Source organism: Parasynechococcus marenigrum WH 8102 (assembly GCF_000195975.1).
Taxonomy (GTDB): Bacteria; Cyanobacteriota; Cyanobacteriia; order PCC-6307; family Cyanobiaceae; genus Parasynechococcus; species Parasynechococcus marisnigri.
Map to the genome: position 1 here is coordinate 680,535 of NC_005070.1, position 16,117 is coordinate 696,651.

The 16,117-nt window shown below is 61.0% G+C and carries 12 protein-coding genes; 3 read left to right on the top strand and 9 right to left on the bottom strand.

Annotated features, from left to right (window positions below; all coding sequences use genetic code 11):
- Positions 1-125: 125 nt before the first annotated feature.
- Together TX72_RS03405 and TX72_RS03410 are read right to left on the bottom strand one after the other, a co-directional pair.
- A complete protein-coding gene (locus TX72_RS03405; RefSeq protein WP_011127564.1) occupies positions 126-470 on the bottom strand; it encodes a (2Fe-2S) ferredoxin domain-containing protein in 345 nt (114 codons plus the stop codon).
- The gene (locus TX72_RS03410; protein WP_042503121.1) at positions 467-1,711 is read right to left on the bottom strand and encodes a 1-deoxy-D-xylulose-5-phosphate reductoisomerase; all 1,245 of its coding nucleotides are present in this window, start codon (positions 1,709-1,711) and stop codon (positions 467-469) included. Before TX72_RS03410 ends, TX72_RS03405 begins: the two co-directional genes overlap by 4 nt.
- A 79-nt stretch (positions 1,712-1,790) precedes the next feature.
- On the opposite strand from TX72_RS03410, the gene TX72_RS03415 reads away from it, so the two are divergent.
- On the top strand, positions 1,791-3,110 hold the full coding sequence (locus TX72_RS03415) for a sodium-dependent transporter (RefSeq protein WP_011127566.1): 1,320 nt from the start codon (positions 1,791-1,793) through the stop codon (positions 3,108-3,110).
- A 5-nt stretch (positions 3,111-3,115) separates the two neighbouring features.
- On the opposite strand, the gene TX72_RS03420 is transcribed toward TX72_RS03415, so the two are convergent.
- Genes TX72_RS03420 through TX72_RS03435 form a run of 4 tightly spaced genes read right to left on the bottom strand, consistent with a single transcriptional unit; the run spans position 3,116 to position 8,979 of the window.
- On the bottom strand, positions 3,116-3,346 hold the full coding sequence (locus TX72_RS03420; protein ID WP_011127567.1) for a hypothetical protein: 231 nt from the start codon (positions 3,344-3,346) through the stop codon (positions 3,116-3,118).
- 34 nt (positions 3,347-3,380) lie between these two features.
- Complete coding sequence (cysS, locus tag TX72_RS03425) at positions 3,381-4,862, bottom strand: cysteine--tRNA ligase (protein ID WP_011127568.1); 1,482 nt, start codon at positions 4,860-4,862, stop codon at positions 3,381-3,383.
- A 46-nt stretch (positions 4,863-4,908) separates the two neighbouring features.
- Positions 4,909-7,854: a DNA polymerase I gene (gene polA, locus TX72_RS03430; protein WP_011127569.1), complete on the bottom strand. Its 2,946-nt coding sequence runs from the start codon at positions 7,852-7,854 to the stop codon at positions 4,909-4,911.
- Between the two features lie 24 nt (positions 7,855-7,878).
- Entirely contained in the window at positions 7,879-8,979 is a 1,101-nt protein-coding gene (locus TX72_RS03435; RefSeq protein ID WP_011127570.1) for an efflux RND transporter periplasmic adaptor subunit, read from the bottom strand.
- Between the two features lie 118 nt (positions 8,980-9,097).
- On the opposite strand from TX72_RS03435, the gene ychF reads away from it, so the two are divergent.
- Positions 9,098-10,189 carry a redox-regulated ATPase YchF gene (gene ychF / locus TX72_RS03440; RefSeq protein WP_011127571.1) on the top strand — a complete coding sequence of 364 codons (1,092 nt, stop codon included), beginning with the start codon at positions 9,098-9,100 and terminating at the stop codon, positions 10,187-10,189.
- A 411-nt stretch (positions 10,190-10,600) separates the two neighbouring features.
- Here ychF and TX72_RS03445 read toward each other — a convergent pair whose 3' ends face one another.
- Entirely contained in the window at positions 10,601-11,902 is a 1,302-nt protein-coding gene (locus TX72_RS03445; RefSeq protein WP_011127573.1) for an MFS transporter, read from the bottom strand.
- A gap of 44 nt (positions 11,903-11,946) precedes the next feature.
- On the opposite strand from TX72_RS03445, the gene TX72_RS03450 reads away from it, so the two are divergent.
- On the top strand, positions 11,947-13,518 hold the full coding sequence (locus TX72_RS03450) for an alpha/beta fold hydrolase (protein WP_011127574.1): 1,572 nt from the start codon (positions 11,947-11,949) through the stop codon (positions 13,516-13,518).
- Here TX72_RS03450 and TX72_RS03455 read toward each other — a convergent pair.
- On the bottom strand, positions 13,512-14,531 hold the full coding sequence (locus tag TX72_RS03455) for an ABC transporter permease (RefSeq protein ID WP_011127575.1): 1,020 nt from the start codon (positions 14,529-14,531) through the stop codon (positions 13,512-13,514). The two genes, TX72_RS03450 and TX72_RS03455, sit on opposite strands and share 7 nt — an antisense overlap.
- Positions 14,531-16,084, bottom strand: a complete 1,554-nt coding sequence (locus TX72_RS03460; protein WP_148228762.1) for an ABC transporter substrate-binding protein — start codon at positions 16,082-16,084, stop codon at positions 14,531-14,533. Before TX72_RS03460 ends, TX72_RS03455 begins: the two co-directional genes overlap by 1 nt.
- Positions 16,085-16,117 lie beyond the last annotated feature (33 nt).

Genomic DNA, 16,117 nt, shown 5'->3' on the forward strand with positions numbered 1-16,117 from the left:
GCGATGGCTTTTGGCTCCGTGGCTTTTTGGAATGTTGATCACGCTGATGTGGGTGAGTGACGCCGTGGTCTTCGTCTGCTCAGATTTTTGGTAAGGATTGACGAATTTGGTCAATGGACAAGAACTCAAAACAATTGAAAGGACGTTGTTTTGTAAATCCAATCATGAACGGGTTTGTGATGAATAATGTGTTGATGAATGATTGCTTCGATCTTCTCTGTGGTGACGTCGGTGTACCAGATCCCATCCGGCCAGACCACGAGAATCGGTCCCTTGTCGCAGATTCTCAAGCAGTCAACCTTGCTTCTGAGAACAACTCCCTCTGGACGGTCGCTGTTCTCAAGCCCAAGTTCCTTGATGAGTCGTTTGAGTTCATTCCACGTCGCCAAGCCCGTATTTGGATCACAGCATTTGGCTTTCGTGGGAGTGGCGCAAAGCAGCAGATGGTGGCTGACCAGCTGAACGCTCATGCCGCCAGCGCTGCCAACGGGACCCGAGTGGTGCCGCGCTTCACCTGTTCCCGCACGGCCATGCGGGCCCATTGATCCACAGCCAGCACGTCCTCGAGCTGGGGGTGGGCAATCAGATCAGCCTTATGGCGCTCGCATGCCGCCTCGATCACCACAGGGATGTCGAGGAAGTGGATTTTTTCCTCGAGGAATTGAGCGACCGCCTCCTCATTGGCGGCATTCATGACGGCCGGCATCGTGCCGCCGGCTCTCCCTGCTGCGTAGGCCAGTTGCATGCAGGGGTACTTGGCGGGATCGGGCGCACGGAAGCTGAGTTGTCCCACCTCCGTGAGATCCAACCGGCGCCATGGTGTTTCCAGCCTGGAAGGCCAGCTCAGGCAATAAAGGATCGGTAATTTCATGTCTGGCCATCCCAATTGGGCCAGAACGGAGGAATCAGCCAGTTCGATCATCGAGTGGATGATGCTCTGAGGGTGAATCACGATCTCGATGTGGTCGTAATCCAGGCCGAACAGATAGTGGGCTTCGATCACTTCCAGCCCTTTGTTCATCAGCGAGGCTGAATCCACCGTGATCTTGCGTCCCATGCTCCAGTTGGGGTGGCTGGTGGCATCGGCCACGGTGGCGTTTTCAAGGTCTTCGGCTTTCCAATCCCGGAATGCTCCACCCGAGGCGGTGAGCTGAATGCGACGCAGACCAGGGGTGGGAACTCCTGTCGAGAGTCGGGCGTTCTCGGCCCAGGGAGTGCCTTGCAGGCACTGAAAAATGGCGGAGTGCTCCGAGTCCGCGGGCAGCAGCCGGCTGCCGCTTTTCTTCAGTTCCGGCAGCACCACCGGTCCCGCTGCGATCAGCGTTTCCTTGTTGGCCAGGGCCAGGTCCTTGCCAGCGCGAACAGCGGCGAGGGTCGGCAGCAGGCCTGCACAGCCCACAATCCCGGTGACGACCAGATCCGCGCTCTCCCACGAGGCTGCAATGTTCAGGCCATCGGGACCGCCCACAAGTTGCGGACGCTTTCGATCCGTGCCGAGGGCGTCGAGCCGCTGCTGCAGCTCCGGCAGAAGATCAGCATTGGCCAGAGCCACCAGCTCGGGCTGGTGACGTTGGATTTGCTGCACCAGTAGATCAAGGTTCTGCCCTGCCGTCAGGGCTACAACGCGGAACTGCTCAGGGAATTCCTCGGCGATCTGAAGGGTCTGGGTACCGATCGAGCCCGTGGAGCCCAGCACGCTGATGGCTTTCACGCTGATGCGGCAGTTGGCCCAAGTCTCCCACCAAGGGCGACGAACGCTGGCAAGCTGGCCGACAGCACGACGAAAGCCTGTGGCGAAGGAGCAGTGGCGGTCTGGGCTTGGATTTGTCTTGGCTGCAGCCGGCAGCGCCGTCGGGCTCGGCAACCTCTGGGGGTTTGCTTATCGCGCCTCCCAGGGCGGTGGTGGCGCTTTTCTCTTGCTGTATCTGTTGATTGTGCTGGTGGTCTGTCTGCCGGTGCTGGTGGCGGAAATGGTGCTGGGCCGCAGTACTGGAAGCAGTCCTTTGCTGGCCCCCGTGAATGCCGGCGGTCGTCCGTGGCAACCGATGGGTTGGTTGTTCGTCCTGGCCGCCAGCGGCATCTTGGCCTTCTATGCCGTGCTGATGGGTTGGACCGGCGCCACCTTGGTGCAGACGCTCAGTCAGGGCCTTCCTCGTGACATCGATGCCGCGGAAGCCTTTTTTGCAGGTCTTAGTGGTGGCCGGTCGGCATTGATCGGGCAGTTGCTCAGCCTGGCGGTCACCGGCGCTGTTGTCGCTGCCGGTGTGCGGGGAGGGATTGAGCGGTTGTCCCGCTGGGGCTTGCCACTGTTGTTTGTGCTGCTGATCGGCCTCGCCATCTGGGCCGCTGGCCTCGATGGTGCTGCAGAGGGCTATCGCACCTTCCTGTTGCGCTGGGACAGCGCCGAATTGACCAATCTCACAACCATCCGCAACGCCTTCACCCAGGCCTTCTTCTCCATCGGCACAGGCATCGGCTGCATCCTGGCCTATTCCGCCTATCTCGATCGAGAGGCCCGGTTGCCTCGGGAGGCCGTGGCAGTGGTGGGCATGGACACCGCAGTGGGAATCGTGGCTGGCATGGTCACCTTCCCGGTGGTGATGAGCTTCGGGCTGCAGGAGGTGATCAGTGGATCCACCCTGGGCACCATCTTCATCGCCCTGCCCACAGGATTGGCCTCCCTCGGTGCTGCCGGTCAGCTGGTGGCCGTGTTGTTCTTCTCCTTGGCGCTGATTGCTGCGCTTACTTCGGCGGTGTCGCTGCTGGAGGTGCCTGTGGCTTGCTTGATGGAGCAGCTCTCCTGGAGCCGATCACGGGCTGTCTGGGTGTCCACAGCGCTGATCTTCGTGGCTGGCCTCCCCGCCGCGACATCCATGGCCGTGCTGGGTTGGATGGATTCTTTCTTCGGCGGCTTGCTGCTGATCCTGGGCGGCCTGCTGCTGGCGCTGCTGCTGGGTTGGGTTGTCCCTGGTCGGTTTCGGAAGGATCTGAGTGAGTCCTCAACACCGCTGCTGCAGCAAAGACTTCTGCTGGTGATGCTTCGCTGGGTGTCACCCCCCGTGGTCGCAACTGGACTGGTGATCAGTGTGGTGGATCTGCTGAAAGGCTGATCGTTTCAGGCATTCGGGTCGGGCTTGTCTTTCATCAGCTCCTGCATCTTGCGGATCCGAGTCAGCATCTTGGTCCAGACCTCAAGTCTCCAGACCTCTTCCGCATCGCCACCACCGGCAATCTGTGCCTGGGCCGACAGCTTGGCATCGAGATCCTCGCCGGCTTCAAACGCCTTCATCAGCTCCATTTCCAGCTTGGCTGTCTCCATGAAATTGAGGCGCTTCAGCCAGAGCATGGGGAGACTTGATAGGACCGACAGTCTGCCCGGCTCAGCTGCGGATCCATTCGGTGATTCCACCGGGTTTGTCGATCAGCTCAATGCCTTGGGCCGTCAGCTCGTTACGGATCCGATCGGCCTCTGCGTAATTCTTCGCGGCTTTGGCGGCCTTGCGAGCTGCGATAGTCGCATCGATGGACTCGTCGTCCATGTTGGATTGCCCTGAGGTTTCTCCGCGCAAACCCAGAACAACGGCGAGTTCCCGCAGCAGTTGCCAACGGGGGGCAAGGTTTCGGATGTCGGCTTCGGGTAGGCCTGGCTCATCTCCACGCTCGAGTCGATTGGCCAGTGCTCGCAGGGGTTTAGCCAGATCAAACAACACCGCCAGTGCGCCAGAACTGTTGAGGTCGTCCTCCATGGAACCGATGAATTGCTGCTCGAGGGCCTGAAGCGCCTCAGCGTCGGGACTGGTTTGAGGACCGATGGCATCCTCTGACAGGGCAGCGGGACTGGGCCAGCCAAGTTGGTCGCTGTAGCGCTCACCCAGGCCTAAAGCGGCATTCAGCCCCTTCCAGCCCGTGGCCGCGGCTTCAAGGGCCTCCGCAGTGAAGTCGAGTGGTTTGCGGTAGTGGGCCTGCAGCACAAACAGGCGCAGGGTCATGGGGGAGACACCGCTCTCCAGCAGGGCGCGGATGGTGGTGAAGTTGCCGAGCGATTTGCTCATCTTCTGGCCGCCCACGTTCACCATGCCGTTGTGCATCCACACGCGGGCGAGTTCCTTCCCCGTTGCCGCCTCGGACTGGGCGATTTCATTTTCGTGGTGGGGGAACACCAGATCGGCGCCACCGAGGTGGATATCGATCGTGTCCCCCAGTTCCGCCCGCACCATGGCGGAACACTCAATGTGCCAGCCGGGCCGCCCTTCACCCCAGGGGGAGGGGAAGCTGGGTTCACCAGGCTTGGCCCCTTTCCAAAGGGCGAAGTCGAAGGGGTGCTGCTTGCGGGCTTCCTCAGCATCAGCGACCCGTCCCGCAGCGTTGTCCTGCTGTTCGCTCAGATCGCGGCCGCTGAGCTTGCCGTAACCGGCATGCTTCATCACCGCGAAGTACACATCCCCATCGGCGCTGTAGGCCGCACCCTTCGCTTCCAGTTCGCCGATGAGTGAGCGGATGCCATCCAGACACTGGGTGGCGCGCGGCATGCGGTCCGGCCTGAGAATCCCCAGTGCATCCATGTCCTGGTGGAAGGCGTCGATGTTGCGCTCGCTCACCTCGGTCATCGAGCTGTTTTGTTCCGCAGCCCGTTTGAGGATCTTGTCGTCGATGTCGGTGAAGTTCTGAACGAAGGTCACCTCAAGGCCCCGCCAGATCAGGAAGCGCCGCAGCACGTCCCAGTTGATGTAACTGCGGGCATGGCCGAGATGGCAAAGGTCGTACACCGTCACCCCACAGCAGTAGATGCTGGCCTTGCCAGGCGTCAGAGGGGTGAACGGTTCAGTGCGGCGCGTGAGGGTGTTGGTAAGCCGCAGAGACACTGCTGATCAGAAGCTGCGGCTGAGGTTAAGGCGTCCTTTGCTGGGATTATTTGGCCTCCATCCAGTTAGCACCGACGCCCGTCTCTGCCACCAAAGGCACCGTCAGCTTCACGGCGTTCTCCATGGTGCGCACCACCATGTCTCGGGTTGTCTCCAGGGCGTCGGGCTCAACTTCCAGCACCAGTTCATCGTGGACCTGCAGAAGTAGTCGCGCTGGGAGCCCCTGGCTTGTGAGAGCAGCCTGCAATTGCACCATGGCGACTTTAATGATGTCCGCACTGGAGCCCTGAATCGGAGCATTGGCAGCAGCCCGCAGTTGCTGTGCCTCCATACCGCCGCGGCGGGCTACATCCAGATCGATCTCCAGCGGCTCCTTGCCGAGCAGCCGCCCCAGACCGTTGCGGTCGAAGTGGAACGGTCGCCGGCGGCCGAGGATGGTTTCCACGTAGCCGCGGCTGAGGGCGAGTCGTTCCTGCAGTTCCAGGAATGCGAACACCTTAGGGTAGCGCTGCTTGTATTTGCTCAGGAAGTCCTTCGCCTCGCTCTGGCTCACGCCGGTTTCCCTTGCAAATCGCTGGGCGCCCATGCCGTAGATCACACCGAAGTTGATCGTTTTGCCCAGCCGACGTTCATCGGCGCTGACCTCGTCTTTGTCCAACAGCAGTCGAGCTGTGAGTGCGTGCACGTCATCACCGCTGCGGTAAGCCTCCTGCAGCACCTCTTCGCCGGAGAGGTGGGTGAGGATGCGCAGTTCGATCTGGGAGTAGTCAGCACTGAGCAGAGTCCAGCCGGCCTGGGGCAGAAAGGCCTTGCGGATGCGGCGGCTGTACTCGGTGCGAACCGGGATGTTCTGCAGGTTCGGGTTGCTGCTGCTCAAACGCCCGGTGGCAGTGACGGCCTGGTTGAAATCGGTATGCACACGCCCTGTTTCCGCTTCCACCAATTGCGGTAGGGCATCGATGTAGGTGCTCTTGAGCTTGCTGAGCACGCGGTGCTCCAGCACCAGGGGCACCACAGGGTGATCGTCCCCCAGCTTTTCCAGCACCGTGGCATCCGTGCTGTAACCGGTCTTGGTGCGGCGGGATTTCTTGCGATCCAGTCCCAATGTGTCGAACAGCAATTCCCCCAGCTGTTTGGGGGAGGCCAGGTTGAAGTCCACTCCGGCGGCTTCCTTGGCTTCGGTCTCCAAGCGTTCCAGCGTGGTTCCCATCTCCGTTGAGAGTTCCTGGAGATAAGGAACGTCAATCCGGATGCCCGTGGCTTCCATCTCCGCCAGGACTGGTTCCAGGGGCTGCTCCACCTGCTCGAGCAGCGTCAGCACCTGCGCCCCCATGGCAGCGAGTTGGTTGCGGAGCAGCAGTGCAAGACGTCGGGTCACGTGCACATCCATGGCGCAGTACTGGCTGGCTGCCTCCAGAGGCACATCAGCGAAGGTCTGTTTTTTGCCCACCAGGTCGCTGTAGGCGGTTGGTTGGAAGCCGAATTCCCGTTCCGCCATCAATTCGAGGCCGTGCTTGGCGGCGGCATCGCGCAGGTAATCCGCCAGCAGCGTGTCGATCACCACACCGTCAAGGGCCAGCCCATGGCGCATCAGGATCAAGCGATCGAATTTGGCGTTCTGCAACGCTTTGGGGTGATCTTCGCTGCCAAGCCAAGGGGCCAGAGCGGTGACCACCGTCTCCAAGGGCAGCTGAACCGGTTGGCTGTCCGCACTTCCGTTGTGGCCGAGTGGGATGTAAGCCAGTGCATCCAGCTCCTCACCCCAGCAGACGCCGATGCCGACCAGTTCAGCTTTGAACGGGTTGAGATCTGTGGTCTCCGTGTCCAGAGCCACCGGTGATCCGGTATCGGTGCAGGTCATCAGGCGCTGCACCAGCCCCTGCAGGGCGGCGGTGTCCTGGATCAGCTGGGGACGCAGGGCGGGAACGCTCCCAACCGTCTCTTCCAATCCCCGATCGTCCTTGGTGACTTTCGGCCTCGACGACGGCTGTGCCGGCGCAGCAGCGTCTGCGTTGGCGCCGTAGCCCCCTTCCGAGAAGGCCGCGACGAATCCACCTACCTGGCGCAGCAAGCTGTTGAGCTCCAGGTCCTCGAGGCAGGAGCTCAGTCCTTCGGCATTCACCGTTGACAAGGGCAGGCTGGGCTCCTGCGGCAGGGGTATGTCCACCAGGATCTCCGCCAGTTTGCGGGAGAGGTAGGCGTTGTCCTTGTCGTTGCGGAGTTTGCCCTTCAAAGCACCTTTGATGGCGCCGCGGCTGGCCTTTGGTCCTTCTGCCTCAAGCTCCTCCAGCGTGGCGTAAACAGCATCGAGGTCGTTGTTGTCCTTCAGCAGGCTGATCGCTGTTTTGGGACCAACGCCGCGCACGCCCGGGATGTTGTCGGAGCTGTCACCGGTGAGGGCCTTGAGGTCCACCACCTTGTTGGGCATCACGCCGAGCTTGCCCAGCACGCCCTCTTCGCGAATCAGGGTTGGGCCACTGTTTTTTGCATAGGGACCACCCCCCATGTAGAGCACCGCGATGTCGCGGTTGTCGTCAACGAGCTGAAACAGGTCGCGGTCACCCGACAGGATGCGGACACCCCAACCGTCGTCGGCTGCACGGTTGGCCAGAGTCCCCAGCACGTCATCGGCTTCATAGCCCGGCGCCATGCACAGCGGCAGGTCCAGCTTGTGCCGCAGGATCTCCTGAAGTTGATCCAGATCCTGAAAGAACACCTCGGGCGCTACATCACGGTGTGCCTTGTAGTTGGCATCCGCCTTGTGGCGAAAGGTCGGTTCCGCCGTGTCGAAGGCGATGGCCACACCCTCTGGTTTCAATGACTTACCTGTGTCCAGAAGGGATTTGAGGAAGCCGTAGGTGACGCTAGTGGGCCGGCCGTCATTGGTGGCCAGGCCCCCTTCGCCGCCTTTGCTGAAGGCGTAGAAACTGCGGAAAGCCAGGGAATGACCGTCCACAAGCAAGAGCAGGGGCTTGGTGGAGGCCTCAGGCATGGCGGAAATCAGGGTGGACGGAGATCAGTCGCGGCGATCGGCCCAGGGGGGCAGATCAATGAACACGTTTGTTCCCGCTTCCAGGCCCTTCAGGATCGCAGTCTGATCACCGCTGCTGCTGCCGAGCTCCACCTCCTGAAACTCTGGTTTCTGTTGTTCATCCACCAGCAAAACGCCGGGTTTTCCGTCTTCGGTGACGATTGCAACGGTGGGTACCAACGTCTTCGGAGTGCTTTGACCGGTCTGAAAGTTGATGTCGGCGGTCATGCCGATCAGTAGTTTCTCCGGTGGATTGACCAGTGCAAGTTTCACCTCGAAGGAGGTGACGTTGTCTTGTTTTTCTGCTCGAGGCGCTACCTCACTCACCTGGGCCTTGAAGCGTTCATCTGGGAAGGCGTCCACACGGATCTCAGCAGATTGGCCGGTGGCAATCCGTCCGATGTCACTTTCCGGCACGCGTGCCGCCACCTCAAGCCCTTTGGAGAGCTCAACGATTGATGAACTGGTGGCACCAGCCGTGGCGGAGGCGGTGGTGGTGGGGGTCACGAAAGCCCCTGGTTCTGCATAACGGGCCGTGATGGTGCCATCGAAGGGGGCACGAATCAGACGTTCATCCTCCTCTTCTTCGAGCTGCTCCAAACGTTCACGGGCTGCGACCACAGCAGCCTCGGCGGCGATCATTTGGAAGCGGACTTCGCTGAAGTCGTCGGAGCTGATCACGCCAATGGTGAAGAGCTCTTGACGGCGGTCGAAATCGTCCTTGCTGCTTTGGTAATTCGCCTCGGCCTGGCGCAGCAGGGCCTGGCGTTCCTGCACGCGGTCTTCAATGTCGCCCGGGTCCATCACCGCCAGAAGCTGCCCCTTGCTGACTTCATCCCCTTCATCCACCAGCAGCTGATCCAGTAGTCCCTGCTGGCGAGGACTGACGTTGACCTTCTGCACGGCCAACAGCTCTCCACTGGCGGTGATCACGCCGGACAAGGCACCCCGTTCAGCACGGGCGACGTAGGGCGTCAGATCCCGTTGACGGCTGCTCCAGGGCCCGAAGCGCAGCAGGACGAAACCACTGCCAGCAACCGCCAGCACCAGAGCTGCGGTCAGCCATTTGGGTCGGGAGCGTTTCATTGGGGATGGGACGGTGAGACGGTTGGTCTCCGTCGTGGACTCAGGGTGTCGCAGGGTCTGCAGCATGGGCCCACAAAACTTCACAACAGTCTCGCCGCTGGCCGGTAGATTCCGCCCCATGCTCAAAGCCGGAATTGTCGGTTTGCCCAATGTGGGCAAGTCCACTCTGTTCAACGCTCTCGTGGCCAACGCTCAGGCGCAGGCCGCCAACTTTCCGTTCTGCACCATCGAGCCGAACGTCGGCACGGTGGCGGTGCCGGACGAGCGCCTTGATCAGCTCACCAAGCTCAGCAGCAGCATCGACACCATTCCCACGCGGATGGAATTCGTCGATATCGCCGGACTGGTGAAGGGGGCAAGTCAGGGAGAGGGGCTCGGCAACAAATTTCTGGCCAACATCCGTGAGGTGGATGCGATTGTTCATGTGATCCGTTGTTTTGAGGATGACGACGTCATCCATGTGTCTGGTTCTGTGGGACCGGCCCGTGATGCAGAGGTGATCAATTTGGAGCTCGGTCTGGCGGATCTGGCGCAGATCGAGAAGCGAAGAGAGCGACTGAAGAAGCAGATGCGCACCAGCAAGGAAGCGCAACAGGAAGATGCGGCCCTGGAGCGGATTCAGACCGTGCTGGAGGACGGTGGTGCGGCCCGAAGCGTGGAGTTGGGTGAGGAGGAGGCACTGATGATCAAGCCCCTGGGCTTGTTGACTGCCAAGCCGATCATCTATGCCACCAATGTGAGCGAAGAAGATCTGGCAGAGGGCAATGCTTTCTGCACTGAGGTGATCAACCTGGCGGCCAACGAGGGTGCGGAAACCGTTCGGATTTCAGCTCAGGTGGAAGCAGAGCTGATTGAGCTTGGTGACGATGAGAGATCCGACTATCTCGAGGGGCTGGGGGTCAGCGAAGGCGGTTTGCAGAGCCTGATTCAGGCGACGTACAGATTGCTTGGGCTGCGCACATACTTCACCACCGGTGAGAAGGAAACTCGTGCTTGGACGTTTAAAGCCGGCATGACGGCACCGCAAGCCGCTGGTGTGATTCACACCGATTTTGAACGGGGCTTTATCCGCGCTCAGACGATTGGGTGGGAGAAGTTAATAGAAGCTGGATCCTTTGCTGAGGCACGCAACAAGGGATGGCTTCGCAGTGAAGGAAAGGATTATGTGGTGGATGAAGGTGATGTGATGGAGTTTTTGTTCAACGTTTAAGCTGGTCAAGTTCGATTGTTGATCTAAATTGTTCTTTGTTGTCGCTCGCTTTGCGATTTGATTGAGAACGTTTCAATCAATTCATTCGCTGATGGCGATTGACCAGTCCGGTGATGTGCCATGCAGCATCAATCGTTCGCCGCGAATCAATGGTTTGGCGAATCTGCTCCTAATTTAAGTCGCTTCTTTGGATCTGATGTTGCGTTGCATCACGATGTTCAGCCTGTTGCCATTGCTGGCGTTTGGCAGCTTGTTCCAGCCCCTGCGAGCTCAGGGATTGTTGTTCACACTTCGCTCGGGATCCTTTCTCTCAACGGAGCCCAGTTACGACATCAAGACCCGCTTAGACCTCCAAGCTGGCAATGTTCTGGTTGAGAGCCCACCCCTTCAAGAACAGGGCGAGTTCTGCCGCTACCGGTTGTTGGATGAAACAGGGCGTTCCTTGGATCCAGACGCAGCCTGGACTCCCTGTTTCAGCATCGATAGGTTGTTCGTCCGGCCCTGAACGCCCCCTAGGAAACGGGGCCTTAAACCCTTCACCAAAGGAAGAACGGCCAGGCTGATCGCGGCGACGCCAATCCAGAGCGTCAGTCCATGGCCCTGTTGGTCAAGGAGATTGCCTCCCACAACTGGGGCTGCCATGGCGCTGAGGGCGAAGCATTGCGAGAACATCGCCATCGCTAACCCGCGATGCTCTGGAGGGGTTTCCTCCACAACGGCTTCCGTTGCCGTTGGAAGGAACGCCGCCTGGGCAAAGGCCATCGGCAGCAGGGCCACCATGACCAGCCCAGTCCCCGAGGCGGTTAAGGCTGATAATCCAATCAGGGTGCAACCGGTCGCGAACGACACGAGGCTGAGGCTGAGGCCGAAGCCAACACTGCGTTCCGACAGCCAGCGCCCCACCGGCCACTGCAGCAACACCAGAAGTGTCAGCTGGAAAGCGATCAGAGCACTGCTGTGACTTTCGCTGAGACCAGGACGTTCGAGGCCCCCTTTGACAAGGTCCAGGGGCAGGGCGCTTTGCTGAAGCGACAGGATGCCGGTCGCCACAACACTCACCACCAGAACCGGCAGCAGGGGGGGGAGCCAGGTCAAGTCCAACTTCCCGGTTGACGACTCCGAATGCGTCCCCTGCGGCATCGGCCGTTCATCCAGAAGCGGTTGAACACTAATCAAGATCAGGACGCTGGCCATGCAGATGGCTTCAACGCCGTACACCAGCCGCAACTGGCCAATGCTGGCGGCGATCGTTCCCATGAATGCTCCCATGCCAATTCCGAGGGCATCTGCGCTGCGGACCAACGCGTAGCCACGTCCAGACGGGAGGTCGCCGCAGTTGAGGGGAACAGCCAGCTCGATAGCCGGCCAGTACAGACCTGCCGCGGTGCCCAGCAGGGTCTGACCTAGCACGTAGGCGCTGAAGGTGTCGGCCTGAAACAGCATCAGGTCGGCGCTGATGGCAAGCAGTGTTGTGGCGCGGATCGGCCAGGAGCAGCGCAGCCCGCGATCAAGCAAGGCGCCACTGAGCAATCGAACCACTGTTCCCACCAATGCGGAAACAGCGAGGCCACGACCGACCTGACTGGCGGAGAAAGCGATGGCATGGAAGACCAGCGGTGTCATGAAGATGACTCCGCCGGCACCAACCGAGGCCAGCAGCCGGAGACGGGTGACATTTCGCAGGCCTGGAGGAAACTGGTTCCACCACCGCAAAGGATCAGGCGTTGCTGCGCGGACGCTTCTCAGGACGATGCCTCGTGGCTGGATTGTTAGGCAGTCTGCTGGCCCTGCAGCTCACACCGTGGCCTGCACGATCAGCTGAACGTCTGGAAGTCAGCATCGATGGCATCGTTCTTCCCCTCGATGTCGACGACCTGGTTGCCTGGGTGAGTTCGTCAGACGACCCCCGCTCGGAACTCGCGACCTGGATGCAGCTGCTGGACAGCGAAAGCCGTGAGGGGCTGAGTCGTCTCTTAGTGGCACCGGTGTTGACTAGGCGCAGTTTCGGGCAGCAATTGCTGCGCAGCTGGGCAGCACACCCTCTGTTGGAGGCCCTCGGAGAGCTGATCCGGCTCGAGGGAGGTGAACCAGTCGATAGTCAGCAGGTGCTGGAAACCCTGGAGCAGCTGTTGGTCAACAGTGCCGAGGTGACCACCCTCGACCTGCTGCAGGCTTTGCCTGGTCAGCAGTTGAGGCTTGACCTCGATGCTTTGGTGCTGGCGTCCTCGCGTTGGCGGCGGCAGTTGAAGCGTCACCAGGGGTTGCTGCAGGATCTCGGGCGAGAGGCGTTGCTTTCGAGCTCGCGGGCACCCGAAACCCGCTCCTCCAACTCCTCTCTGGCCTTTCAGCAGAGCCAGCATCCAATCCGCCTGCCCCATCGCACCAGGCCCCTTCAAGTGGAGACCTGGGTTCCGGTTGATCAGCGCCGGGACGGACTGTGGCTGGTGTTCATGCCGGGACTAGGGGGAAATCCTGAGCACTTCCACTGGTTAGCTCGTCGCGTGGCCGGGGCCGGTTGGCCTGTTGCGCTGCTTGAGCATCCAGGCAGTGATGCCGCTGCTGTGCAGGCCCTGCTTCAGGGGCGACAGCCCTTCGATGGAACACGGGCTCTCGAGCAACGATTGCAAGACCTGGCCGGAGTGCTGCGGGCTCAGAACGACCAGCGTCTTCCGTTGACGGGTGAGAGGGTGGTGATTGCAGGCCATTCCCTCGGTGCGCTTACCGCGCTGCTTGCGGCAGGGGCGAAGCCCCAAGAGGGCATTGGCGCCCGTTGCCGTCGGGCGCTGAAAGACCTCCCCCTGACCAATCTCTCCCGCTTGCTCCAATGTGAGTTGGCGGAGGGCAAGGCACTGCGTTGGGGGGCGGACAGTCTCGAACCCGCTGCAGTGGTGGGACTCAACAGCCTTGGGAGCCTTGTCTGGGCACCGGGTCAACCCAGCCGGTGGCCGGTCCCTTTGCTGCTGCTGGGGGGAACGTTGGATCTGATCACGCCTCCGCTGGATGAACAGCTGGGGGTGTTCTCGGCTCTGGCCAGCCACCCCAGCAGCCGTGTTGTTGTGGTGGAAGGTGCCAGCCATTTTTCACCAATCCGCGTCGGTGAACCGATGGCCGTACAGCAGAACGATGATCTGTTCCAGCTGGGCGAGGAGCTCGTGGGCAGGGATCCGATCAGCGTTCAGGCTGTGATCGGTGTCGAGATCATCGATTTTCTCGAGGCGGTTGCCGCAGGTGCGTCAGGTACGGAGTCGCAACACTTCAGTCGCGGTGAGGTGCGATGGCATCGGCTCAACCCTGAGACAGCCGCAGATCTTTCCGCTCGGCATCAATAGCGGATCCTCGGATCCAGAGCCGCCACCAGTAGATCCACGGCCACACTCACCAGCACCACCATGGCCGCAATCACAACCACGATGCCTTGAACGACGGGATAGTCGCGCTGGTTGATGGCCTCCTGCAGGCGGAGGGCGATGCCAGGCCAGGAAAAGGTCACCTCGATCAGCAGGGCTCCGCCGATCAGGGAGGCCACGGTGATGCCGGCAATCGTGAGCACAGGCAGCAGGGCATTGGGAAGCCCATGGCGCAGCACCACCTGCGTTTCACTCAGCCCTCGGCTGCGGGCCGCCTCGACATAGTCACCGCGCAGGGTGCGCCTGAGGTTGAGGCGCAGCGCCGTTGTGAAGGTGCCGCTCAGCAGCAGGGCCAGAGTTCCAGCGGGGAGCACAAGGTGCCGGATGGTGCCCCTCAAAGCAGTCCAATCCAGGTCAACCATGCTGTCAATCAGATAAAAACCGCTGCCCTGCGGGGGCATCAGGCTGGGGGGAAAGCGGCCTCCTACAGGGAGCCAACCCAGACTGACGGCGAACAGCAGTTGCACCAGCATCGCCACCCAGAACGGCGGTAGTGCGTAAGTGCCAAGACCGTAAAGACGTCCAGCGAGATCGAGCTTGCCTTCCGGGCGGGCGATACCGCTGAAGCCAATGCTGAGGCCAACGATCGCTGCAACAACCAGGGCCACCACACTCAACTCAAGGCTGGCCGGGAGGGTTCGGTTGATGATGTTGCTGACCGGTTCCTGGTTGATCAACCCCTGTCCGAGGTCGCCTTGGATCAGGCCATGCAGGTAGTGGATGTATTGATCCAGCAATGATTGATCGAGGCCGAGGCGAGCACGCATCGCAGCCTTGGCGGCCGCAGGAGCACGGCTCCCCAGTACGGCATCCACCGGATCTCCAGGGGCGACTCGCAGCAGCAGGAACACCAGCGTCGCGATCAACCAGAGCATCACCGGTGCCAGCCCCAGCCGGGTGGCGCTGTACCTCAGCAGTGCGCGAGCGCGTGCCATCAGGACAACTCCCTCAGCTGTGCCAACAAGAGGTGGCCGCTGCCATCGAAACGTGGCTGTTCAAGGCTGGTTTGGCTCCAGGCCCGTGGTGCTTCCAGCCACACCGGAATGTAGGCCGCTCCTTTGGCGGTGATTGTCTCGATGCGCTGCAACTCCCGGTTGCGTTCGGCCCCTCGCAGGCGATCACTCCTGTTCAGCGTCTCCTGCAACCCCTTCGTGCTCCAGAAACTGCCGCTGATGCTGGCTTCCCCTTCCAGGCAGACGTCGCCCTGGGGGGATGAGCAACTCAGTAGGGGCGTGAGGTAGGCCTCCGGATCGGGGTAACTGCCCCTCCAGTCGAGCATCACCGCTTTGAAGGCTCCCTCGCCCAGCTGGCGATAAATCGTGGTCGACTCCACGCCGTCGAGCTCCAGGACAAGGCAGTCCGACAGATCCCGCTTCACCTGTGCCTGCCAGGTGAGGGCCAGCAACTTGTCGGCGGGAACGTTGGAGCGGAAGGTGAGCGGAATCCGCAGGGGTTGGCCTGAACAGAATCCCGCAGCGTTCAACAACGCCCGGGCCGCTGTCGGGTCGTGAGCAGGCCAGCTGCTGCTGCGAGCACCAGAGATGCTGGGAGGTACAAGTGATCGCAGTGGTCGCCGCAATCCGTAGCTCACCCGCTCGCTGATCTCCTGGCGGTTGATGCTCAGGGCCAGCGCCTGTCTCAGGAGTGGGTCCTTGAGCGGTGACACGTTGCTCAGCAACGTGATGTAGCCGATCTCCGTGGCTGGGCCAATGGCTTCCAGTAGCTGGCCCTCCTGAGCTTTTTCATGCAGGGCATGGCGCTGGTCTTCATCGATGGAGGGTGAGAGCAGCACGTCTACCTCGCCGCTGCGTAAGGCGCCATAGAGCGCTGTGGAGTTGCTGAGTGTGATCAGATCGAGCCCTGGGTTGGCGGGAGGTTCGCCCCAGTACTGCTCGAAGGGCTCGAGCCGCTGCTGGTGCTCACTGAAGTCGGTCAGCCGATAAGGACCCGTGCCAACAAAGCGGTCATGGAGAAAACCGTCGCGATGCTGGGCGTAGGCCGTGGGAGACACAGGTGTGAGGTTCACTGAGGTCAGCAGACCCTCCAGAGAGGTGGAGGGGCGGCTCAGCCTGAGCACAAGTTGATGGTCTGCGGCGACCTCGACGGACCTGATCCGTCCACCCACCACATAGCTGAGGGTGCCGATCTCCAGAAACCGTCGCAGGCTGAAGGCCATGGCCTCAGCATCAAACCGAGTTCCGTCGTGGAACAGCACATCCCTGCGCAAAGGGATGGTCACCGTCAGCCCATCGGGGCTGACGATCGGTGACGCCTCCGCCAGCCGTGGAATCAACTCTCCGTTGCCATCAAGGCTGTAAAGCGGATCGCCCAGGGCACTGAGCAGCTGGATGGTGTTGACGGTGCTGGCCTGGGCCGGATCGAGGGAACTGATCTTTCCCGCGGATGCAACTGTCAGACGGTTCCCAGTTGCAATGGGCTGACATCCCAGTTGCGAAAGGCTGAAAAGCGCGGTGCCGAATGCTACCAACCAGGATCTGGTCAGCTGTCGGTCTGCAATCTT